Genomic DNA, 20888 nt, shown 5'->3' on the forward strand with positions numbered 1-20888 from the left:
TTCCCTCCTCATGGTGCGTGGTGGGCCGCCGCTCGCGACGACGCCGCGTGGCCACGTTGTGCGCCGGCAGCTCATGGGCATGGTGCCACGACCCGCGCCGCACCGCAGCCCAGGTGACGGACTGATGCTCTGCGCCCGTACGGGGTGCCGAGGATCGCCCACGCGCGCACCGAACGATCCGTGGCTGACTCACAGTCGCAGCGCTCAGGTTTGGCGGTCCCGCAGGTGCGTGGGAAGCCACAGGGCCTCCCACGCGGGGGCCTCCTGCTGCATGTTGGCCGTGCGCTCGGGCACGTTCTCGGGGAGCCAGTAGCGCCCGGCGTCGCGCTGCAGGTAGCCGTACTCCACGAGTTCGCGGCGCCAGAACGCCCAGTCCTCGACCACGGGGCGGAGGACGTCGTTCACCTCGGGCTCCGTGTACGTGCGCCCCGCGGGGAACAGCGAGAGAAGATGCAGCAGCACGTGCACGCGGGCCTTGCGGCGGGCCGGGACCGAGACCACCCGGCCGTCGCGAAGGAACCGGCCGAGGGCCCTGCGGTGCTCGGCCTCGGCGCGCTGCCACTGCTCGGAGGCCGCCTCCGGAACCGACGGCGCGGAGCTGGGCGGCGGCGCGGGACTGGGAGGTGGGGCGGCGGCGTCGTTGTCCCGCAGGAGGTCCGCGCGGGCCGCGGTGTAGGGCTGACCGGTGGCGCGCATGCGGGCGCGGACCAGTAGTTTGAAGTCGCTGTGGTGAGTCATCTCGTACCTGGACCGGGCCATGCACCCCCAGCGTGATCGCCCGGCGGGACGAGGACGGACAGCAGTTCGAGGAACCGAGGATCTTCTCCCCTTCGCCGGGGCGCCGGAGCTGGGGTCCGGGCGCGGGCTGGGCGTCGGTTCACGCCGTCTGGACGCGAGTATGCCACATCACATCCGGGTGCTCGGCTGCGGAGATGGCTGAACGAACCGAAGCCGAGGTCTGTCCTGAGCGGAATGCGCCGAATAAGCTGGAGATGCGGCGCGAGGAAGGCTGTTTCGGGGATCGCCGAAGTGTGCCGGAGCTGCACCGCGGACAGTGCAGGAAGAACTCAAGGAGGAGTTTGTCATGGCACGCATGAACGCAGCAGAGGTCGAGGCCTTCGGCGAGGACCTGGTCGTCGGCGAGCACGAGATCCCGGAACCGGGGCCCCACCAGGCCCTCGTGAAGCTCATTGCTTCCGGGGTGTGCCACACGGACCTGCATGCCGCGGGAGGGGACTGGCCCGTCAAGCCCAAGCTTCCCCTGATCCCCGGTCACGAGGGCGTGGGCATCGTGGAGAAGCTCGGTCCGGACGTCACCGAGCTCGAGGTCGGGCAGATGGTCGGAAATGCCTGGCTGTGGTCCGCGTGCGGCAACTGCGACCACTGCCGCACCGGCTGGGAAACGCTGTGCGAGCAGCAGGTCAACGGCGGCTACGGCATCGGCGGCTCCTTCGGGGAGTACATGCTGGTGGACGCCCGCTACGCCGCTGTCATTCCCGAGGGTGCGGATCCCTACGAGATCGCACCCGTGCTGTGCGCGGGAGTGACCGTGTACAAGGGGCTCAAGCAGACGGAGGTCAAGCCGGGGCAGTGGGTCGTGATCTCGGGCATCGGCGGGCTCGGACACGTGGCGGTGCAGTACGCGGTGGCCATGGGCATGCGCGTGGTGGCCGTGGACGTCGCGGACGACAAGCTGGCGCTGGCCACCGAGCACGGCGCGGAGATCACGGTCAACGCCTTCGCCGAGGACCCCGCGGAGGTCATCCAGGAGAAGATCGGCGGCAGCCACGGGGTGCTCGTCACGGCGGTGCACCCGCAGGCCTTCGGGCAGGCCATCGGCATGACCCGGCGCGGTGGCACGATCGTGTTCAACGGTCTGCCCCCGGGGGACTTCCCGGCTCCGATTTTCGACATCGTGCTCAAGGGGCTCACTATCCGCGGGTCGATCGTGGGCACCCGCCAGGACATGATCGAGGCCCTGGAGTTCTACGCCGCCGGCAAGATCCACCCCACGTTCAGCAAGCGTCCGCTCGAGGACATCAACGCGATCTTCGACGAGATGGAGCACGGCAAGATCGACGGCCGTGTGGTGATCGAGTACTGATCCGTCCGGTGGTCGCCGTCCGTCCACCGGACGAAAGGCGCGCCCCACCACGACGCCGCCGTCCCGAGGATCAGAGCCCCGGGACGGCGGCGTCGTGGTCTACCCTCCGAGGTCGAGCTCCGCGAAACCCGTGGCCGCCATCCAGAACCCCACGAGCCCGGCAACCCACAGGAGCGTGATCTTCGCTTCCCGCTCGAGAACGGGGACGAGTTTCTCCAAGCGGGGCCAGATCCGATCGCCCAGGACGAGGGCGCCGAGGAGCAGGACCACGGCGGGCAGCACCATCACCAGGCAGTACCCCGCGAGCAGCAGGAGACGTGAGGGCCAGCCGATGGGCATGGCCGTGATGATCCCGTTCGCGGCGAGGTACGGCACCATCGTGGCGGCTTCCGTGAGCGCGGCACCGCCGCCCAGGGCGATCATGGCTCCGGGGCGCAGGGAGCGCGGGGCCTGGCGGGGTGTCTCCCGTGTTGTCGGATCGGGTGCCAGGATGCCGAACGCGAGCAGGCCCACACCGGCAATGAGCTTGAACCACTGGGCAGGTTCGCTGTCCCACACCCTGCCGGCGACGTCGGAGACCAGGTCGAACCCCAGGGCGATGGCCACGCCGAGCGCGAAGTAGATCAGCACCACGGTGGCAAAGTAGATCACCAGGGGCACCACGTCGACGCGTCGCCGGGAGAGCACCAGCACGACGGGGATCACCAGCGTCCCCAGACTCATGCTGTCCAGCAGAGCCAGCCCGGTCAGAGCCAGGAGATCGCCCACGCGCTGTCCTCTCTTACGATCGTATGAACTCCACTGACCATACACTCGTACGAGAGGTGGTGGACAGATGTCGGAGCAGCGGACACCGGATCAGGGTGCGCCGAGCGGCCAGCGCATTGCGGACGCGGCGATCAGGGTGATCGCCCACCGTGGGTTCGACGTGGTGAGCGTGCGCAGCGTGGCTCAGGAGTCGGGGCTGTCCGCGGGGACCGTGCAGTACCACTACAGGACGCGCAAGGACCTGCTGGTCGCAGCCCTGGAGCGTTCCGTGGAGCGGCAGACGCAGCGCGTCATGGCTGCACGCGGTCAGTCGGGCCACCGGGCGTCACTCACGCGCACCCTGCGCGAGCTGCTGCCGGGGGAGGGGGTGCGCGATGAGGACGCCGCCGTGTGGGTCAGCTTCGGAGCCGCCGCGTCCACGCGGGACTGGCTCGCGGAGCTCTACTGGGAGGAGATGCGCACGTTTCAGGCCCTGGTGCGTGACGCGCTGAGGCGGGCGCAGAAGGACGGCGTGCTCCGGGAGGGACTGAGTCCGGAAGATGCCGCGCCCCTGGTTACGGCGCTGGTGAACGGCTTGACGCTGGATCACCTCAACGCGCCCCACGCCGTGCGTCGCGGAGTGGAGGACGCGCTGGGGAGAGGACTCGCTCTGATCCTCGCCGACTGAACCGGCCCTCCCTGGAGAGGATCCCCGGCCCGGGTGGGTCGCGTCCTGGGTGCCACCACCGCGAACCGGGGCCCGCCTCCAGCTCGGCCGGGGTCTGCCCCGTGCGGAGGGTTCGGCCCGGATCAGTTCGCGAACGTGTCCTGCAGCGTCCCGTGGGAGGACCACAGGGCCACGGAGTCGCCCTCGTCGTCCAGGGTCTCCGTGCCGAGGTGGTTGTAGTAGGCGTCCGCCCGGTTGGTGCCGGGGCCGGTGTAGACGCGCAGCTGCTGGCCGGGGGCGAGCACGTAGCCCGGCCCCACCGTGAGGGTGCTGTCCTTGGTGTCCCGGATCCGATACCCGGAGACGTCCACGGGGTGGGCCGCGGTGTTCTGCAGGATTACGTGCTCGCCGGCCTCCGGCTGGAGGTCCCCACCGGGGACGTCGTTGACGGCATCCACCACGCGCACCCCCGTGTTCTGGGGGAAGGGCTGCTGGCCCTTCTTGTGGCGGGAGAACTGCACGGGGAAGTCGCCGGTGATCCGGTCCACGCCCAGGGCGGCGACGCGGTCGTAGGCGGGCACCGAGTCCACGGTGTAGACCCCCATGCCCAGCCCCGCGTGCTTCACGCGCTGCACGGCGGCGGCGTCCAGGGGGCGGTAGTCGGTGCCGAAGTTGTCCGCGTACGTGGCGATCTGCGCCAGCGCCGCGGCGTCGGGGACGGTGTCCATGAGCTGCTGCAGCGGGACCTCAGGCGCAAGCTGCGCGAACGTGCGGTTCGACCCGGCGTCGTAGCCGAGGACCTCGACCCTGCCGCAGCGCACCAGGCGGTTCCACTGCGGATCCTCCCGGAGGGCGTCCGCCACCACTTTCTCGATCCCGGGGGAGTTCTCCGGGGACTTGATCTCGATGAACACCCCGATCTGGTTGCGCGCGGCCCGGGCGGCGTCGTCGAAGTGCGAGATCTTCTCACCCGCGAAGTGGCCCGAGAAGTGCGAGCCCGTGTCCAGGCGCTGCAGCTCGGCCCACGTGAACGACGTGATCGGGTCGTTCTCGCGGCCGGGGAAGACCCGGGCGACGTCCGTGGTGCGGGCGGGCGTGTCGTCGTGGAAGACGAAGGGCACGCCGTCGGCGGAGAGCTGCACGTCGAGCTCGAAGAAGTCTGCGCGGGAGCCACGCGCCTGTTCGAACGCCGAGACCGTGTTCTCCGGGGCCGTGCCGGCCGCACCGCGGTGGCCGATCAGCAGCGGCGCTGAGGCGGACACGGACTGCTCGGGTTCCGGGGCCGGTGCGGCGGCCGCTTCGGGTGCGGCTGCGGGCGCGAGCACGGCGAGGGACAGAGCGGCGGCGGTTCCCGCGCGGCGCAGGGAGTGGGTGGAGCGAGGCGTCATGGTGGGCCTTTCACAGCGGGGGCAGTGCGGACGTCCGGGGTGTCCGTGGGCGTCCGCGGACGCGTGCCACGGTGCTACCGCCACGTAACATCGGGCGGTCCTGGACGTGACGGGAACATGAAAACCGCACGTGGCGGTGCGCCTCGAGCACGGTGGCGAGGGCATCCGGGCATGGTGGGGCCTGAGCGGCACGACGAGGGATGAGATCGGTGCGGCCTTTCGACAACGGTGCTGAGGGGTGCCGGGGCGGGTCCGTGAGCCGGCCTACCCCAGGGGGTCGCCCTTCGTGCGGTCCAGGGCCACGCGCACCAGGGCCGAGGTCAGCACGGGCAGCTGCTCCGCGGCCACGAGCTCCGCCAGCGCGGCGGCGTCCTCCGGGAGCCCGAGGCGGCGTGCGCCCGCGAGTGCCTTCGTGTCCACGTGCGGTGCCATGACCGGCCACACGCCCTGCACCTCGCGCGCAAAGATGGACGCGCCCGCGGGTCCGATGCCGGGGAAGTCCTGGAGCCGTCGCAGGACGTCGCGCGGACCGTCCGCGGCGTCACGCAGGGCGCGCAGGTCCCCGCCCCAGGTGTCGAGCAGCAGGGCCGCGCCGTCGCCCAGCATGGTGGCAGTGCGCTCGTCGTAGCGCTTGTACCCGCCGCGCCCCAGGGCCTGCACGCGCTGGCGCCAGGACGACGCCTGCATCGCCTCGGGCGTGCGGTGCCCGGCGTCGAACAGGGCCCGTGCGGAGGCCACCGCCACGGGCGCGCCGATCCGCGCGGAGAGCAGGTTGGCCAGCACGAGCAGCTGGTACAGGGCGGCGGGTTCGTCCCTCAGCCGGATCCCGGCCTCCTGGGCGTAGGTCCGACCGTGCCGCTCGAGCAGCGCGTCCACGGTCTGCGCTCGGGTTCGGGCCACGGCGGCGTTCCTCTCGGTGCGGCTCGGCGGGTTCCGGTGCGTGGGTCTGCGGTTCGCGGGGCACGACGACGCCGCGCGGCTCACGCGGTCGTCTCGCCCCGGCGCGGGGACGCTCTCCAGCCTAGAACCGGGAAACCTCGGCGGTCGAACCGGGGGGTGACCGCCGGGCGGTGCCCCGCGCGCAGGGGAGCGGAGGCAGGATGGCGGCCGATCGGCGTCGTGCCGCGGGCCACTGGTCGCGACTTGCGTGCAGGGGATTCCGCTGGTGGCCAACTTCTAGTGGGGGACGTCACTCGTCAATAGACTGATGATCGACGCCGCCACCCGGGTTCGCGTGCGAACTGGCGGTCGGCGGCGGTCCCACCTCATGACAGGTCACGACGGAAGGCAGTGCCATGGCAGAGAGCAACGAGAACATCCAGAAAGTCCGCGACATCATCAAGGGCACGCGCATCGCCATGCTCACGCACGTGGACGAGGACGGCCGCCTGGTGTCCAAGCCCATGGCCACGCAGGACGTCGACTTCGACGGCACCGTGCGCTTCATCGCGGAGCGCGCCTCCGGGCAGGGCACGGCCATCCAGAAGAACCCGAACGTCAACGTGGCCTACGCGGGCAGCGGTGCGTGGGTGTCTCTGAGCGGCAGCGCGCGCATCGTCAATGACACCGACAAGCTGCGGGAGCTGTGGAGCTCCTTCACCGACTCCTGGCTCGAGGGCGGGCCCGAGAACCCCAACAACGTGCTCATCGAGATCGACGCCGACACCGCGGAGTACTGGGACAGCCCGGGCAGCAGCAAGGTCACCCAGGTGGCCAACCTCATCAAGGCGAAGGTCACGGGCAACACCGTGGAGGGTGAGAACGAGGTCGTGGACCTCTGATCCACATCCTGCGTCTCGGGCCGCGCTCGCACTCGGCGGGCGCGGCCCGTTGCCGTTGGCGCCGCCGCTCAGGCGTGGTCCGGGGGCTGCGGGGCAAGAAGATCGAGACCTTCTCGATCCCCTACTCGAGCATCAGCATGTGGTCCACCGAGAACGCGGGGACCCTGGACTTCAACGCGGAGATCGAACTGTGGACCCGCGCGGGAGTGGTGAAGATCAACGTGGGGCGCAACATCGACGTCCTGGCCCTGGACCAGCTGATCTCCCGCTCGGTCCTCGGCTGACCACCGGCAGCCCGGCGCGTCCCGGCGGGTGACGAGTCCACAGCGTGCCCCGTGCAGATGCGCGGGGCACACGGCGTTGTCCGGCTCCCGCGCCGAGGCGTGCTGATGCCTCCCGTTGATTAGCGGTGGGCAACTGGCGGCGTCGGTGTGCCTGCCGGCAGCCACACCCACCCTTCGCGGGCGACGACGGACACCAGCTCAGGTGGCGCGGGCTCGCAACTGCCGAGGTCCACCTCTCGTGCCACCAGGGCGGCGACGACGGCGTCCAGCACGTTATCGTCCGCCCGGCACATCGAATCGTGCCCCAACCACTCGAGCCACGGCAGGTGCGTCACCAGGCGCGTCACCAGGTTGTGACGGTGGGTCGCGTTCTTGCTCCCCTTGTAGCCACGGTGCGGGAGTCCCCAACGGGCCAGCGCGGCCGCCGGGTACACCTCGCATGCGCGCCCCGAACCATCCCGGGGGACGTCGATTCCGGCATCGAGAAGGCGGCTCTCTAGAGCGGCCCAGCGCAGCGCCGGATACGCAATCCGGTCCGTGGAGACGCTCAGGGGAATCAGGCCTGTGCGAGAGCGCACGTGGAGATCCGTGGTGCGCTGAGCCATGTTGCGGCGCCACGCCGGATCGGTCGAAGGCGGAGCGGTCACCTGCCCGGTGGCCTGGGCGCAGATGTAGTCCACGAACGGTGCGGGCCAGCCGAAGGGAACGTCAATTCCTGCTCGGTGCACGTCGCGGACCACGGCCAGCACGTCGGCATCCGTCGCACCGAGGTCCACCCGTTCCACCACCACCCGGCCGGGTTCCTCCCGGATCACGGCGATGCCCGTGCGCGCGGGGTCCGCCGCGAGGTCCACGCCTGCGTATCGGCGGCGCGTCCGCGTCTGCGCATCGGGCCCCACGCGCTGAGCAGATTCGTGGGAGGGGGGCGCGGGCTCACCAGTCATGGGGCCACCCTAGGCCGCGGGGCCTGAGCGGGTGCCTACCATGGGGCATGACCGTTCGCATGCTGTCGATCGAGACCCTGGTCCCTGACACCGTCATCCGGCAGGAGGACGTCACGCGGCTCTTCGCGCAGCAGCCGGAGATGACGCGGTTGGGGTCCCGGCTCGTGCGCTCCGCGTTCGACGGCGCCGGGGTGGCCACGCGCCACACCGTCCTCCCGGAGCTGGGCACCGCGGCCGACCGCGCCGGCTCGGCTGCGGGTGCCGGGGCCGCACCCTCCGAGGACGTCCCTGGCGGATCGCCGCGAGCAGGGGGCGACGCCGCGGCGTCGCCGTTCGTCGACCCCGGAACCGGCCACCTGCTGTCACCGGGCACGCACGCGCGCAACCGGATCTACACGGAGCACGCGAAACGCCTGTTCGTGGAGGCGGCCCGCGCGGCCCTCGACGCGGCGGGGGACGAGGTCACCGCGGCGGACGTGACCCACGTGATCACGGTGTCCTGCACCGGGTTCTTCGCACCGGGCCCGGACGTGCGGGTGGCCAAGGACCTCAGGCTGCCCGTGGACGTGAAGCGCGCCCACTTCGGCTTCATGGGGTGCAATGCCGCGTTCCCCGCGCTGCAGGCGGCGGCCACCGCGTGCCGGGCGGATCCGGACGCCGTGGTGCTCGTCGTGTGCGTGGAGCTGTGCACCCTGCACCTGCACGTGCGCAACGACCCCGACACGGTGATGGGCAACGCCCTGTTCGCGGACGGCGCGGCGGCCGCGGTGGTGTCCGCGCGCGACGTCGCCGTCCCCGGCCCCACCCTCGAGCTCGTCGACTTCGAGACCACCCTGGCGCCCGTGGGCGAGGAGGAGCTCGCGTGGAGTGTGGGGGACGAGGGCTTCGAGATGATCCTGGGCAGCTACGTGCCCCGCATCATCGACGACCACGTGACGGACGCCCTGGCACCCCTGCTTCGGCGCACGGATCTCGCGGTGGCGGACATCCCCCAGTGGGCCGTGCACCCGGGCGGGCGCAGCATCCTGGACAAGGTGGAGTCCCGGCTGGGCCTGGCGGAGGAGCAGATGCTCCCATCTCGGGAGGTGCTCCGCGAGGCGGGGAACATGAGCAGCGCCACCATTCTCTTCGTCCTGGCCCGCCTGCTGCAGACCGGGGCGCCCGGGCCCGTGGCGGCCATGGCGTTCGGGCCGGGCCTGAGCATCGAGTCCGCCCTGCTCCGCCTCCTCCCGGCCGCGCAGCGCTGATGGACCCGCTGCTGCGCCACCGCTCCGTGGGGGAGCCCGAGCTCATGGACGATCCCGCATGTGATCCCGTGGCCCTGGACACCACCTACCGGCTGTTCGGGGTGATCAACCCGCTCGTGGCGTCCTGGCGTCCGGTCTACCGCCGCCACCTGCGCCCGGTGCTGCGGGCCGCGGCCCGCGAGGGACGCCCGGCCACGGTGCTGGACGTCGGGTGCGGGGGCGGGGACGTCGCCCGGGCCCTCGCGCGCTGGGCCGCCCGGGACGGTCTCGACGTGCGGATCACGGGCATCGACCCCGACGAACGGGCCACCCGGTGGGCCGCCGCCCACGACCGCGGGGCGGGCACCACCTACCGCACGGTGGCCAGCGGCGAGCTGGTGGCGGCCGGGGAGACCTACGACGCGGTGATCTCGAACCACATGCTGCACCACCTCACCCCCGCGGAACTGGCCGGGGTGCTCGCGGACTCCGAGGCACTGGCCCGCAGGGTAGCGGTGCACAACGACCTGCGCCGCAGCCGCGCGGCGTGGCTCGTCTACTGGGTGGCCACGCTGCCCCTGGCCCGCGCCCGCACCTTCGTGCGCTTCGACGGGCTGCTCTCGATCCGGCGCAGCCACGCTCCCGCCGAGCTGGCCGCGGTTCTGCCCCCTGGCTGGCGGGCCGTGCGGCAGCGGTTCTTCCGGCTGCTCGCGGTGCACCGCGCACAGGGGACGACGCCGCCCCGGACGGGCCGGGTTCGCACGTAGCCTGCGTCACCGGACAGGACTCAGGCGGAACCGGGCCTCGTGTCCTGGTCCCACCCCTGCTGCGGGGTGTCGCACGTCTCCCGGAACACGTACTGGGAGGGGCGTTTGCGCTCGCGGCTGGACCAGTCGATGGCCGGGCGGTGCGTGCGCTCGGGCACGTAGCCCAGCCGGTACACGGCCATGAGCTCCAGCTCGTCGGGGACATGCAGCATGTCCACGATCCGCTGCCACTGGTGCGGGGCCTCCATGGGGAAGGACACGAACTGGATGCCCATGCCCAGCTCCACCGTGGTCAGCCACAGGTTTTCCATGGCCGCGCCCATGCTGAACACGGAGTAGAAGCCGGAGAGCTCCTCCGGGCGGTACTCGCCGCGCTCGAGCATCACCCCGATCAGCAGGGGTGAGCCCGCCACGAGCTTGCGGTTCTCCTCGCCCAGGGTCTGCGGCACACGCAGCCTGTTCATGAGCGCCTGCCCGGACGGCGTGAACGCCCTGGAGGTGAACGGGCGCAGCAGCGCGGGCAGCTTGTCGAAGAGCATGCCGCTGCGCAGGGTGTCCATCTCCTTCTGGCTGAACCGGAAGTACTTCTTGTACCGGTCGAAGAACGTGCCCGCGCCCATCACCTCGGTCATGCTCTCCCCGCTGATGCGGGCCACGGTCTCGATGGTCTCCCGGTCCTCGATCAGCACGAACCGCCACGGCTGGCTGTTGAACTGGGACGGCGCGGCGGCGGCCGCACGGATCAGCAGCTGCTGGTGCTCGGGGCTCACGGGGTCCGGCCGGAACGGACCGTTGGTGGTCCGCCGGTTGAACACGACATCCAGGAATTCCACGCGTCACCTCCAGGCCAGCACGAGACCGGCCACGTAGCAGGGAGCCGCCACGAGGGCGTCTCGGGTGTGTCGCCGCAGCGGACGGGCGCCGTGGCGCTGCAGCAGGAACAGGGGAGCCAGGGCAGAGACCAGGGCGAGCGTCGTCGTCGAACGAGCCTTCAGCCCGGCGGCGCACGCGGCCGCGGTGAGCGCCGACGTGGCGATGTACAGGCCGTGGTGGACCCAGCGCACGTTGGACGTGTCGAGCAGGCCGAGGGCCACAGAACCGCCCAGGGCGCAGTTCGCCGTGTACGACGCCGCGGCGGCCGTGACGAGCGTTCGCACCGGGTCCATGGCTCTCCTTCACGACGGTGTGCTCCTCCTGTCCATCGTGTCACAGGTCACGGCATCGCCCGGGGACGCCGTGGCTCTGGAGCCCAGCGAATCGGGCCCACGGTGTGGGAGCGGTCGCGGCGCGCCTCAATGTGCCACGGGCCCCGGGGCTGCGGGTGGCCGGGAGCAACCTGATCGGCAACAGCTTCGGCATGTTCATGTGCCTGCCCAAGGAGAACTACGTGCCCATCCCCGAGGACCTCACGGTGTGGGGCGGGGACGACTGGCTCTTCTTCCACCAGCCGTGGCCCAACTGGGCGCTCATAGGTCCCACGGTGCGCAGCGAGGTCAGCGTGACGAGCCCGGAGGGGCAGTTCCAACGGTTGCTGGAGCGGGAGGGCGCAGGGCCGCCCACCGGTGGGGTGGGCGGCCCTGCACGTGTGGCAGCGGCTCACACGGCGCCTCAGAGGACCCGGGTGCGTGACTGTCGCGAACCTCCGGGGAGTCACTGAGGCGGGAACTCGCCGGTGTGCACCACGCTGCCGGAGTCCTCGTCGTAGTAGAACTCGGAGACGGCCCTTCCCCGGGGGGCCGCGTTGGCGTCTCCCTCGAGCGGGTACCGGTAGGTGACCCTGAGGTTGGCGTCGTCCAGGCGCTCCACCTTGGGCTCAAAACCGAAGGGCGTGGTGGACGCGGTGCCTAGGAAGATGCCGTGCGAGAACAGCATGATGGTCTCCGGCGAGGACGCGGTGGCGCCGTTGGTACTCACGGAGATCCAGGACAGCGCGGCGCAGCCGTTGTAGGTGGAGGTGTCCGCGGAGTCGATGGCCCACCCGGGATCGTTCGGAACGTCCGGACCGAAGGGCGGGGTCAGGAGGGGAGCCGCCATCCGCAGCGCGTACTCGGGCGAGTCGTTGGGGCAGCCGTCCGACGCGGCCTGCGGCGTGGGCTCCGGTGCGGGAGCGGACGCGGTGGCGGGTCCGGCGAGACCTCCGGCCAGGAGCAGCGCTCCGGCGGCCACGGCGGTGGTGCGGGTGGAAAGACGGGTGAGGTGTCGCATGACGTGACTCCTTGTGTTCTCCGTACGGCCACCGTTCGGCGACCTGGTTCCACACTGGGGGCTCGTCGCGTGATGTGCAATAGCAAACACGGGTGGCGGCGGGGTGTCTGCCCGGTCATGAGATGGCGAGCGCTGCGTCGTCGCACGTCAGGGGCGTGTTCTCCGTAAGGTCACGGTTGCATCACAGCAGTGGGCGGCGCTGCGTCACCCCCTGCGGGCCCGACTCAGCCGATGCCCGGGGGCCACTCGCCCGCGTGGTCGATGGACTCGGTGTCCGGGTTCCACGTGTAGGTGGACACGGCCCGGCCACGGGCCTCGGCGTTGCTCTCGCTGCCCTCCACGTACCTGTAGGTCACCTGGATCGTGGCGTCGTCCAGGCGCACGGTGCTCGGGGAGAAGCCGATGGCCTTGGACGTGGTGGTTCCCAGGTACTCGCCGTGGTGGAACAGCATCTGCGTGTACGGGGAGGAGACCGTGGCGCCCTCGATCACCAGGGTCACCCAGGACAGCTCCGCGCAGGGGTCGTAGTTGTCCGAGTCCTGGACCATCCAGTCGACGTTCTGCGTGCCGTCGGGGAACGCGGCCGGCACCTTGCCGATGTTCTCGTCCACCGCCTGCTGCGCGCTGGTGGTGGCGCACGAGTTCTTGGGCTCGGGGGACGACGCCGCCGGGGCCGGGGTGCTCGCCCGGTCGCCGCTGCCACGGGTGCCGGAGGGCGCACCGCTCCCGCCCGCGGGCTGCTGCGCCTCGTCCGGGGCGGACGGGGCCGAGGAAGCCGCACGGGAGCGGATTCCCGAGGTGGGGCCGCCGTCGATCTCGGACGTGGTGGACATGGACCGTGGCTGCTCGGTGGAGTCCGCGCCGCAACCGGTCAGGGACCCGGTGGCCAGCAGGGCCAGCGCCACCGTGGTCGCAAGTGTCCGGGATCGGTTCATGGTGTGCCCCTCGCGCTGTGCCGCCCCGTCGTCTCGCGGGTCGAGTTCAGCGTGCCCCGTTTGGTTCGCAACGGCAACAACCACATGATTACTCATGCGTACGTGTCGACCCGGGCGTCGTGGTGGCCGCCGGCAGCGTGGTGGCCACGGGCGTCGTCGTGACCGGCAGTGGAGCCGACGGCGCGCCCCGCCGTAGTCTGGCCGTGCGCGCGACCGCGCGGCACACCAGACACAGGCGAGGAGCACCCCATGACGCAGCCCATCCCGGACCCCAACCCGCTGGACGATCCCGAGGTGCAGGACCAGATCCTGGGCAAGGACGAGTTCGCGGAGACCTCCGGCGGCGAGGACGACGCCTGGGAGGAGGACGACGCCCAGTGGGGCCAGGACGCGGACCCGCTCAAGCACCCCGAGGAGGCCGACGTGCGTCAGCTGGCCGACGACGAGACGCTGATGGTGGGCCACGACACCGAACCCGAGATCCAGGACCCGGAGGTCGAGGCGCTCGCCGACGACCCGCAGGCGGACCGGGAGGTCAACCGCGGGCTGGAGGAGCGCGACGTGGACCCCGCCGACCCTGCCGAGTGAGCCTGGCGCACACGTGGTCCCCGGTGGTGTCGGAGTGAGGGGTTAGTCTTTTCCCATGTCTCGATTCAGCCCGTTGGAGTGGCCGGTCATCCGCCAGCTCCGCACCGGGGACCACACCGGCCGCAGCAGTGCGGTGCAGTCCCGCAGGACCCAGGAGATCACCGCGCGCACCGCCACGGCGGACCGCGTGGTGCAGAGCATCTGCCCGTACTGCGCCGTGGGCTGTGGACAGAAGGTCTACGTCAAGGACGAGCGCGTCATCCAGATCGAGGGCGACCCGGACTCTCCCATCTCCCGTGGTCGGCTGTGCCCGAAGGGCTCCGCGAGCGAGCAGCTCGTGAACTCCCCGGGCCGCCAGACGCAGGTCCTCTACCGCGCGCCCGGTGCCGCCGACTGGCAGCCCCTGGACCGGGACACGGCCATCGACATGATCGCCGACCGCTTCCTGGAGTCCCGACGCCGCGGCTGGCAGGACGCGGACGAGGAGGGCCGTCCGCTGCGCCGCACCATGGGCATCGCGTCCCTGGGCGGGGCCACGCTGGACAACGAGGAGAACTACCTCATCAAGAAGCTCTTCACCGCGGCGGGGGCGGTGCAGATCGAGAACCAGGCCCGGATTTGACACTCCGCCACGGTTCCCAGTCTGGGAACCTCCTTCGGCCGCGGTGGCGCCACGCAGTCACTGCAGGACATGGCCAACGCGGACTGCATCGTCATCCAAGGCTCCAACATGGCCGAGTGCCACCCCGTGGGCTTCCAATGGGTCACTGAGGCCAAGGCGCGCGGCGCCCGTGTGATCCACGTGGACCCGCGGTTCACGCGCACCTCCGCCGTGTCGGACAAGCACCTGCCCATCCGTGCGGGATCGGACATCGTGCTGCTCGGGGCGCTGATCAACCACGTCCTGAGCAACGACCTCTGGTTCCACGAGTACGTGCTGCACTACACCAACGCGGCCACCCTCATCAGCGAGGACTTCGAGGACGCCGAGGACCTCGACGGCATCTTCTCGGGCTACGACCCCGAGACCGGCGCCTACCACCTGAAGTCCTGGGGCTACCAGACCGAGGACGAGGGCCAGGGGGAGCGGGCCGACGAGAAGCGCAACCAGGGCCACGAGGAGCGGGCGCAGGCCGGTGGTCAGCAGTACGGCAGCGGCGGTGCCCCCGTGGGCTCCGGCACCCCGGTGCGTGACGAGACCCTGCAGCACCCGCGCACGGTGTTCCAGATCCTCAAGCGCCACTTCTCCCGGTACACCCCGGAGATGGTGCGGGAGACCTGCGGCATCTCGGAGGAGGACTTCGACTACCTCGCCCGCTCCGTCACGGAGAACTCCGGGCGGGAGCGCACCACGTGCTTCGCGTACGCGGTGGGGTGGACCCAGCACACACTGGGTGCACAGTTCATCCGCACGGCCTCGATCCTGCAGCTGCTGCTGGGCAACATGGGCCGCCCGGGCGGCGGCATCATGGCGCTGCGCGGGCACGCCACCATCCAGGGCTCCACGGACATCCCCACCCTGTTCAACCTGCTGCCCGGATACCTGCCCATGCCCTCGGTCACGGCGCAGAGCTTCTCCGAGTACGTGGACGGCATCCGCACCACCAGCCAGAAAGGGTACTGGGCGAACGCCGAGGCGTACTCGGTCAACCTGCTGAAGGCGTGGTGGGGGGATGCCGCCACCGCCGAGAACGACTGGGCCTACGACTACATCCCGCGCATCAACGGGGCCCACGGCACCTACCAGACGCTGATGTCCATGCTCAAGGACCAGGTGGAGGGGTACTTCCTGCTGGGGCAGAACCCCGCAGTGGGCTCGGCCAACGGCCGCATGCAGCGCATGGGCATGTCCCACCTCAAGTGGCTCGTGGTGCGGGACCTCAACATGATCGAGTCCGCCACGTGGTGGAAGGACGGCCCGGAGATCGCCTCGGGCGAGCTGAAGACCGAGGACATCGACACGGAGGTCTTCTTCATGCCCGCGGCCACGCACGTGGAGAAGGCCGGCTCCTTCACCCAGACCCAGCGTCTGGTGCAGTGGCGCCACCAGGCCGTGGCCCCGCCGGGGGACGCCCAGAGCGAGCTGGAGTTCTTCTTCGAGCTCGGCAACCGGATCCGGGAACGCCTCGCGGACTCCACGGACCCCCGGGACCGGCCGCTGCTGGACCTCACGTGGGACTACCCGCTCGACGAGCAGGGCGAGGTGGACCCGGTGTCCGTGCTGGCCGAGATCAACGGTCGCTTCGAGACCGGCGAGCAGGCGGGTGAGCCGCTGAGCAACTACGGCCAGATGCGCACGGACGGCTCCACGTCCGGCGGCTGCTGGATCTACACGGGCATCTACGCGGACCGCGTCAACCGCGCGTCGCTGCGCGTGCCCGGGTGGCAGCAGGACGAGATCGCCTCGCAGTGGGCGTGGGCGTGGCCCGCCAACCGCCGGATCCTCTACAACCGCGCCTCGGCGGACCCCGAGGGCAAGCCGTGGAGCGAGCGCAAGAAGCTCGTGTGGTGGGACCAGGAGGAGGGGCAGTGGACCGGCAAGGACAATCCGGACTTCCCGCTGGACCGCGCGCCCTCCGCGCGGCCGGGCCCGGACGCCGCCGGGCCGGACGCGCTCGCCGGTGACGACCCCTTCATCATGCAGGCGGACGGCAAGGCCTGGCTCTTCGCGCCCAAGGGCATGATGGACGGGCCCCTGCCCACGCACTACGAGCCGCAGGAGTCCCCGGTGGACAACCCGCTGTACACGCAGCAGCAGAATCCCGCGCGGATCATGTTCCCGCGGGAGGACAACCTGTCCGCGCCCAGCGGGCAGGCGCCCGGCACCGGTGTCTATCCGTTCGTGTTCACCACCTACCGGCTCACGGAGCACCACACGGCCGGCGGCATGAGCCGCTGGCTGCCGTACCTCTCCGAGCTGCAGCCCGAGATGTTCTGCGAGATCTCCCCGGAGCTCGCGCAGCTCAAGGGGCTGGAACCCTACGGGTGGGCCACCATCATCTCGCCGCGCTCCGCGATCGAGGTCAAGGTGCTGGTCACCGACCGCATGACACCGCTCACCGTGGCGGGCAGGACCATCCACCAGATCGGTCTGCCGTACCACTGGGGAGCGGGCTCGGACGCGGTGGTCACGGGCGACGGAGCGAACGACCTGCTGGGCATCACGCTGGACCCCAACGTGCAGATCCAGAACTTCAAGACGGGCTCGTGCGACATCGTCCCGGGGCGTCGGCCCCGGGGCGCCGACCGCCTGGAGCTGGTGCGCCAGTACCAGGAGCGGGCGGGGCTCACCGTGCGCACGGGCATGGAACGCATCACGGATCCCGAGCGTGAGCTCGGCCAAGGTCCGCTGCGAGGACGCGACAGCGGGGACGTCGCGGGGCAGTCCACGGCCTGGCGGCCGGACGCCCCCGTCACGGACCAGGAAGAAGACCAGTGAGCACGGACCGAGCGACACCCACCCCCAGCTTCGCGGACGACACCTACTGGGACCATCCGCACCACCGGCGCGGGTTCTTCACGGACACGTCCATCTGCATCGGCTGCAAGGCCTGCGAGGTGGCGTGCAAGGAGTGGAACCGCAACCCGGTGGACTCGGACTACGAGATCCTGGGTTCCTCCTACGACAACACGGGGGGTCTCGGGGCTGACACCTGGCGCCACGTGGCATTCATCGAGCAGTCCCAGGAGCGCATCGAGCAGGCCCGCGAGTCCGGGCGCGCGCTCGTGAGCCTCGGCATGCCGCGCGTGGGGCCCCCGGCGGCGTCGCCTGCCGCGGGCGGGTGCGCGTCCGGTTCCGCGGCTGCCGCGGAGGACTCCGCCGGGTGCGCGTGCGGTGGTTCGGGGCCCGACGACGCCGCGGGGCCCGGTTGCGCGTGCTCGTCCCAGTCCACCCCCGGCGTCACCGCGCCGGTGGGCTGCGGATCGGCGGGCGGCTGCGGCTGCTCCTCCGCCGGCCCGGCGACCGACGCCGCAGGCACGGGCGGGGACGGCTCCCCGGTGCTGGACACCCCCGACTTCCGGTGGCTGATGTCCTCGGACGTGTGCAAGCACTGCACCCACGCCGGATGCCTGGACGTGTGCCCCACGGGCGCGCTGTTCCGCACCGAGTACGGCACTGTGGTGGTGCAGGAGGACATCTGCAACGGCTGCGGCACGTGCGTGGCCGGGTGCCCGTTCGGGGTGATCGAGCGCCGCAACGACGGGCTGGTGGAGCCGAAGACTCAGCGGGGCGCCCCGCCCATGCCGGACACCGTGAAGGTGCCCCAGGACGGCATCGCCCAGAAGTGCACCCTGTGCTACGACCGCATGAAGAACGACCAGACCCCCGCATGCGCGCAGGCGTGCCCCACCACCTCCATCAAGTACGGGGAGCGGGAGAGCATGCTCGCCACGGCGCAGCAGCGGGTGGCCCAGCTGCACGAGCAGGGCAAGACCGAGGCGCGGCTCTACGGCGCCAACCCGAACGACGGCGTGGGTGGCACGGGCTCGATCTTCCTGCTCCTCGACGAGCCGGAGGTCTACGGGCTGCCGCCGGACCCGCAGGTGCCCACCAAGGACCTGCACCGCATGTACAAGCGGGCGGGCATGGCCGTGGTGGGCATGCTGGCCCTCGGCGCGGCGGCCTTCACGGCGGGTGAGCGCTCATGAGCCTCTCCCCGTACGACAGCTACCGCCCGCCCGAGGAGCCGCGGCGCAAGCGGCGTCGCCGGAACCGTGGACCGGGCGGGGGAGCGTTCCGCCGCGGCGGCGGGGACGGCTCCCGCGAGATGCCCATGGTGCCCGAGACGGAGTTCACGTCCTACTACGGCCGCCCGATCGTCAAGGCACCGCCGTGGGACTCGAAGATCGCCACGTACCTGTTCCTGGGCGGGCTGGCCGGCGGCTCCGCGATCCTGGCGCTCGGCGCGCACCTCACGGACCGGCCGGCCCTGCGCCGCAACTCCCGGCTGAGTGCACTGGGTGCGGCCGGGCTCGGCAGCATCGCCCTGGTCGCGGACCTCGGGCGGCCCGAGCGCTTCCTGCACATGATGCGCACGTTCAAGCCCACCTCGCCCATGAGCATGGGCTCGTGGGTGCTCGCGACGTTTGCCACGAATGCCGGTGTGGCCGCCGCAGTGGAGGTGGACCGCATTACGGGGCAGCGGCTCCCGCTGGGCCCCCTGCGCCCCGTGCTGCACGCGGTGGAGACTCCCACGAGTGTGGCCTCGGGCATCCTCGGGGCGCCCATGGCCACCTACACCGCCATGCTGCTCGGCGACACCTCGGTGCCCACGTGGCACGAGATGCACGGGCACCTGGCTTTCGTGTTCGCGAGCTCCGCGTCCCTGGCCTCCGGCGGGCTGGCCATGCTCACCACGCCGGTGGAGCAGGCCGCACCCGCCCGGTTCTTCGCGGTCGCGGGCGTTGCGGGGGAGCTCGTGGCCATGCGCGTGATGAAGGACGCCATGGACCCCGTGACTGTGGAACCCATCGAGCAGGGTCGGCCCGGCCAGTGGCTCGAGTGGAGCGAGCGGCTCTCGATCGCCGGTGGCCTGGGAGCGCTGCTCGGCGGACGACGCCGCTGGGTCGCCGCGGCCTCGGGACTCGCCCTGGTCTCGTCCTCGGCCCTCACACGCTTCGGCGTGTTCTGGGGCGGCAAGGAGTCCGTGAAGGACCCCAAGTACACGGTGATCCCGCAGCGCAACCGGTTGAACAAGCGCCGCGCCTCGGGCATCACGGACGACTCGATCACCACGGGCCCGCCGAGCACCGCGTAGGCAGAGCATGGCGGGCGACCCTGAGAAAGAGGGCAAAGGCCCCATTCATCACAAGAGTCGAACGGCAGTGGCGCTGGTCTTTCTCATGCTCGGCGTCGTCTACGTGCTGACGCTGGACAGTACGGTCATCGGGGTTCCATTCCTCCTCATCGGCCTCTCGATCCTGGCCACCGGGTGGTTCCCCCGCGCACGAGGACCGAAGGAATAGGGCCTCGAATCCGGCTCAGCGCACGGTGACCAGGGTGTCCGTGGTCTCCGGGAGCGCGGTGGTCTCGCCGATCACCGGGTAGCCCGGGACCTCGCCCACCACGAGCAGCCCGCCCGAGGTCTGGGCGTCCGAGAGCAGCAGCAGGGTGTCCTCCGTGACGCCTGAGCCCGCCGCGAGGTGGGGTCGCACCCAGTCCAGGTTGCGCCGCGTGCCGCCCGAAACGAATCCGTCCCGCAGCGCGTCGGCGGCTCCCTCCACGAGGGGCACGGCGGCGGCGTCGATCGTGGCGCCCACGCCCGAGGCGCGGCACATCTTGTACAGGTGGCCCAGCAGGCCGAATCCCGTGACGTCCGTGGCCGCCTCGACCCCGGCCGCCAGCGCGGCCCGCGAGGCGTCCCTGTTGAGAGCGGTCATGGTCTCGATCGCCGCGGGGAAGACCTCGCCCGTGGCCTTGTGCCGGTTGTTGAGCAGCCCCACGCCGATCGGCTTGGTCAGGGTGATCGGCAGACCGGGCCGTGCGGCGTCGTTGCGCAGCAGGCGCTGCGGGTCCGCGGTGCCCGTGACCGCCATGCCGTACGTGGGCTCGGGGGCGTCGATCGAGTGCCCGCCGATCACCGGGCAGCCGGCCTGCGCGGCAACGTCCAGCCCGCCCTGCAGCACCTCGGACATCAGCTCCATGGGCAGCAGCTCGCGCGGCCAGCCCACCAGGTTGATGGCCACCACCGGGGTGCCGCCCATGGCGTAGACGTCCGAGAGGGCGTTGGCGGCGGCGATCCGGCCCCAGTCGTGGGCGCTGTCCACCACGGGGGTGAAGAAGTCCGCCGTGGACACGACCGCGAGGTCCGGGCGCACGAGAACGGCCGCGGCGTCGTCGCCGTCGTCCAGGCCCACGAGGACGTCCGGCGCGTTCTGACCAGTCAGCCCGCGCACCGCGTCCTCCAGCTCTCCCGGGGGGATCTTGCACGCGCAGCCGCCGCCGTGGGCGTAGCTCGTGAGGCGGCCGAGACCCGCTGCGGGGTCCTGGGCGGGGGAGTCCGTGGTGCGTTCGCTCATGGGGCCAGTGTAGGAACGCGCTCCGACAGGCTGCTGAGCATGCGGGTCCGCGGGCGGTGGTACATTCGGCCGCGGAGGCGTCCGTGTCCTGGTGGGCGCCCCGGTCTTCAAAACCGGTGAGACCGAGCACCTCGGTCTGGCGGGTTCGATTCCCGTCCGCCTCCGCCAACCTTTCGAGCATCAGGACCCCGGGGACTGCTGCGACCACGCCCGCGGCCGGTCGGCCGCCCAC

The 20888-nt window shown here is 71.1% G+C and carries 21 protein-coding genes and 1 tRNA gene; 12 read left to right on the forward strand and 10 right to left on the reverse strand.

The genetic code is table 11. The features are described from left to right. Positions 1-204: 204 nt before the first annotated feature. On the reverse strand, positions 205-738 hold the full coding sequence (locus KRH_RS03665) for a DUF2087 domain-containing protein (protein ID WP_012397827.1): 534 nt from the start codon (positions 736-738) through the stop codon (positions 205-207). A 346-nt stretch (positions 739-1084) separates the two neighbouring features. On the opposite strand from KRH_RS03665, the gene adhP reads away from it, so the two are divergent. Further along, complete coding sequence (gene adhP / locus KRH_RS03670; RefSeq protein ID WP_041297312.1) at positions 1085-2104, forward strand: alcohol dehydrogenase AdhP; 1020 nt, start codon at positions 1085-1087, stop codon at positions 2102-2104. Positions 2105-2203: 99 nt separating this feature from the next. On the opposite strand, the gene KRH_RS03675 is transcribed toward adhP, so the two are convergent. Next, the gene (locus KRH_RS03675; RefSeq protein ID WP_012397830.1) at positions 2204-2872 is read right to left on the reverse strand and encodes a GAP family protein; all 669 of its coding nucleotides are present in this window, start codon (positions 2870-2872) and stop codon (positions 2204-2206) included. Positions 2873-2939: 67 nt separating this feature from the next. On the opposite strand from KRH_RS03675, the gene KRH_RS03680 reads away from it, so the two are divergent. Continuing rightward, positions 2940-3539, forward strand: a complete 600-nt coding sequence (locus KRH_RS03680) for a TetR/AcrR family transcriptional regulator (protein WP_012397831.1) — start codon at positions 2940-2942, stop codon at positions 3537-3539. Positions 3540-3661: 122 nt separating this feature from the next. Here KRH_RS03680 and KRH_RS03685 read toward each other — a convergent pair whose 3' ends face one another. Beyond that, positions 3662-4906 carry a glycerophosphodiester phosphodiesterase family protein gene (locus KRH_RS03685; RefSeq protein WP_012397832.1) on the reverse strand — a complete coding sequence of 415 codons (1245 nt, stop codon included), beginning with the start codon at positions 4904-4906 and terminating at the stop codon, positions 3662-3664. Positions 4907-5170: 264 nt separating this feature from the next. Then, on the reverse strand, positions 5171-5806 hold the full coding sequence (locus KRH_RS03690) for an endonuclease (RefSeq protein ID WP_012397833.1): 636 nt from the start codon (positions 5804-5806) through the stop codon (positions 5171-5173). Between the two features lie 395 nt (positions 5807-6201). Here KRH_RS03690 and KRH_RS03695 point away from each other — a divergent pair, with 395 nt between their 5' ends. Next, positions 6202-6687, forward strand: a complete 486-nt coding sequence (locus KRH_RS03695) for a pyridoxamine 5'-phosphate oxidase family protein (protein ID WP_012397834.1) — start codon at positions 6202-6204, stop codon at positions 6685-6687. Positions 6688-6761: 74 nt separating this feature from the next. After that, positions 6762-6971, forward strand: a complete 210-nt coding sequence (locus KRH_RS03700; RefSeq protein WP_012397835.1) for a PH domain-containing protein — start codon at positions 6762-6764, stop codon at positions 6969-6971. Positions 6972-7090: 119 nt separating this feature from the next. Here KRH_RS03700 and KRH_RS03705 read toward each other — a convergent pair whose 3' ends face one another. Then, the gene (locus KRH_RS03705) at positions 7091-7825 is read right to left on the reverse strand and encodes a DUF429 domain-containing protein (RefSeq protein ID WP_226905918.1); all 735 of its coding nucleotides are present in this window, start codon (positions 7823-7825) and stop codon (positions 7091-7093) included. A 137-nt stretch (positions 7826-7962) separates the two neighbouring features. On the opposite strand from KRH_RS03705, the gene KRH_RS03710 reads away from it, so the two are divergent. Beyond that, on the forward strand, positions 7963-9162 hold the full coding sequence (locus KRH_RS03710) for a type III polyketide synthase (RefSeq protein WP_012397837.1): 1200 nt from the start codon (positions 7963-7965) through the stop codon (positions 9160-9162). Further along, positions 9162-9908, forward strand: a complete 747-nt coding sequence (locus KRH_RS03715) for a class I SAM-dependent methyltransferase (protein WP_012397838.1) — start codon at positions 9162-9164, stop codon at positions 9906-9908. The genes KRH_RS03710 and KRH_RS03715 overlap by 1 nt, the downstream gene beginning before the upstream one ends. Before the next feature lie 20 nt (positions 9909-9928). Here KRH_RS03715 and KRH_RS03720 read toward each other — a convergent pair whose 3' ends face one another. Together KRH_RS03720 and KRH_RS03725 are read right to left on the reverse strand one after the other, a co-directional pair. After that, positions 9929-10741 (reverse strand): nitroreductase family protein, encoded by an 813-nt coding sequence (locus tag KRH_RS03720; RefSeq protein WP_012397839.1) that lies wholly within the window; start codon positions 10739-10741, stop codon positions 9929-9931. Between the two features lie 3 nt (positions 10742-10744). Further along, positions 10745-11074 (reverse strand): hypothetical protein, encoded by a 330-nt coding sequence (locus KRH_RS03725; protein ID WP_012397840.1) that lies wholly within the window; start codon positions 11072-11074, stop codon positions 10745-10747. 155 nt (positions 11075-11229) lie between these two features. On the opposite strand from KRH_RS03725, the gene KRH_RS12440 reads away from it, so the two are divergent. Continuing rightward, positions 11230-11565 (forward strand): hypothetical protein, encoded by a 336-nt coding sequence (locus KRH_RS12440; protein WP_041297313.1) that lies wholly within the window; start codon positions 11230-11232, stop codon positions 11563-11565. Here the strand turns inward: KRH_RS12440 and KRH_RS11720 are convergent. Beyond that, complete coding sequence (locus KRH_RS11720) at positions 11559-12113, reverse strand: LppP/LprE family lipoprotein (protein ID WP_050738033.1); 555 nt, start codon at positions 12111-12113, stop codon at positions 11559-11561. The two genes, KRH_RS12440 and KRH_RS11720, sit on opposite strands and share 7 nt — an antisense overlap. A gap of 224 nt (positions 12114-12337) precedes the next feature. Continuing rightward, the gene (locus KRH_RS11725; RefSeq protein WP_012397843.1) at positions 12338-13048 is read right to left on the reverse strand and encodes an LppP/LprE family lipoprotein; all 711 of its coding nucleotides are present in this window, start codon (positions 13046-13048) and stop codon (positions 12338-12340) included. 249 nt (positions 13049-13297) lie between these two features. On the opposite strand from KRH_RS11725, the gene KRH_RS03745 reads away from it, so the two are divergent. The 4 genes from KRH_RS03745 to nrfD are packed head-to-tail and all read left to right on the forward strand — an operon-like array spanning position 13298 to position 19395. Continuing rightward, positions 13298-13636 carry a hypothetical protein gene (locus KRH_RS03745; RefSeq protein WP_012397844.1) on the forward strand — a complete coding sequence of 113 codons (339 nt, stop codon included), beginning with the start codon at positions 13298-13300 and terminating at the stop codon, positions 13634-13636. Between the two features lie 55 nt (positions 13637-13691). Continuing rightward, positions 13692-17075, forward strand: a complete 3384-nt coding sequence (gene fdh, locus KRH_RS03755) for a formate dehydrogenase (protein ID WP_226905917.1) — start codon at positions 13692-13694, stop codon at positions 17073-17075. Beyond that, positions 17072-18286: a 4Fe-4S dicluster domain-containing protein gene (locus tag KRH_RS03760; protein WP_012397847.1), complete on the forward strand. Its 1215-nt coding sequence runs from the start codon at positions 17072-17074 to the stop codon at positions 18284-18286. Before fdh ends, KRH_RS03760 begins: the two co-directional genes overlap by 4 nt. Next, positions 18283-19395, forward strand: coding sequence for an NrfD/PsrC family molybdoenzyme membrane anchor subunit (gene nrfD / locus KRH_RS03765; RefSeq protein ID WP_012397848.1), 1113 nt, complete (start codon positions 18283-18285; stop codon positions 19393-19395). Before KRH_RS03760 ends, nrfD begins: the two co-directional genes overlap by 4 nt. A 223-nt stretch (positions 19396-19618) precedes the next feature. Here the strand turns inward: nrfD and selD are convergent, their stop codons facing one another. Continuing rightward, positions 19619-20656: a selenide, water dikinase SelD gene (selD, locus tag KRH_RS03770; RefSeq protein ID WP_012397850.1), complete on the reverse strand. Its 1038-nt coding sequence runs from the start codon at positions 20654-20656 to the stop codon at positions 19619-19621. 73 nt (positions 20657-20729) lie between these two features. Here selD and KRH_RS03775 point away from each other — a divergent pair. After that, positions 20730-20824 (forward strand) — tRNA-Sec (locus KRH_RS03775). The last annotated feature ends 64 nt before the right edge of the window (positions 20825-20888 follow it).

This window comes from Kocuria rhizophila DC2201 (genome assembly GCF_000010285.1).
Classification (GTDB): Bacteria; Actinomycetota; Actinomycetes; order Actinomycetales; family Micrococcaceae; genus Kocuria; species Kocuria rhizophila_A.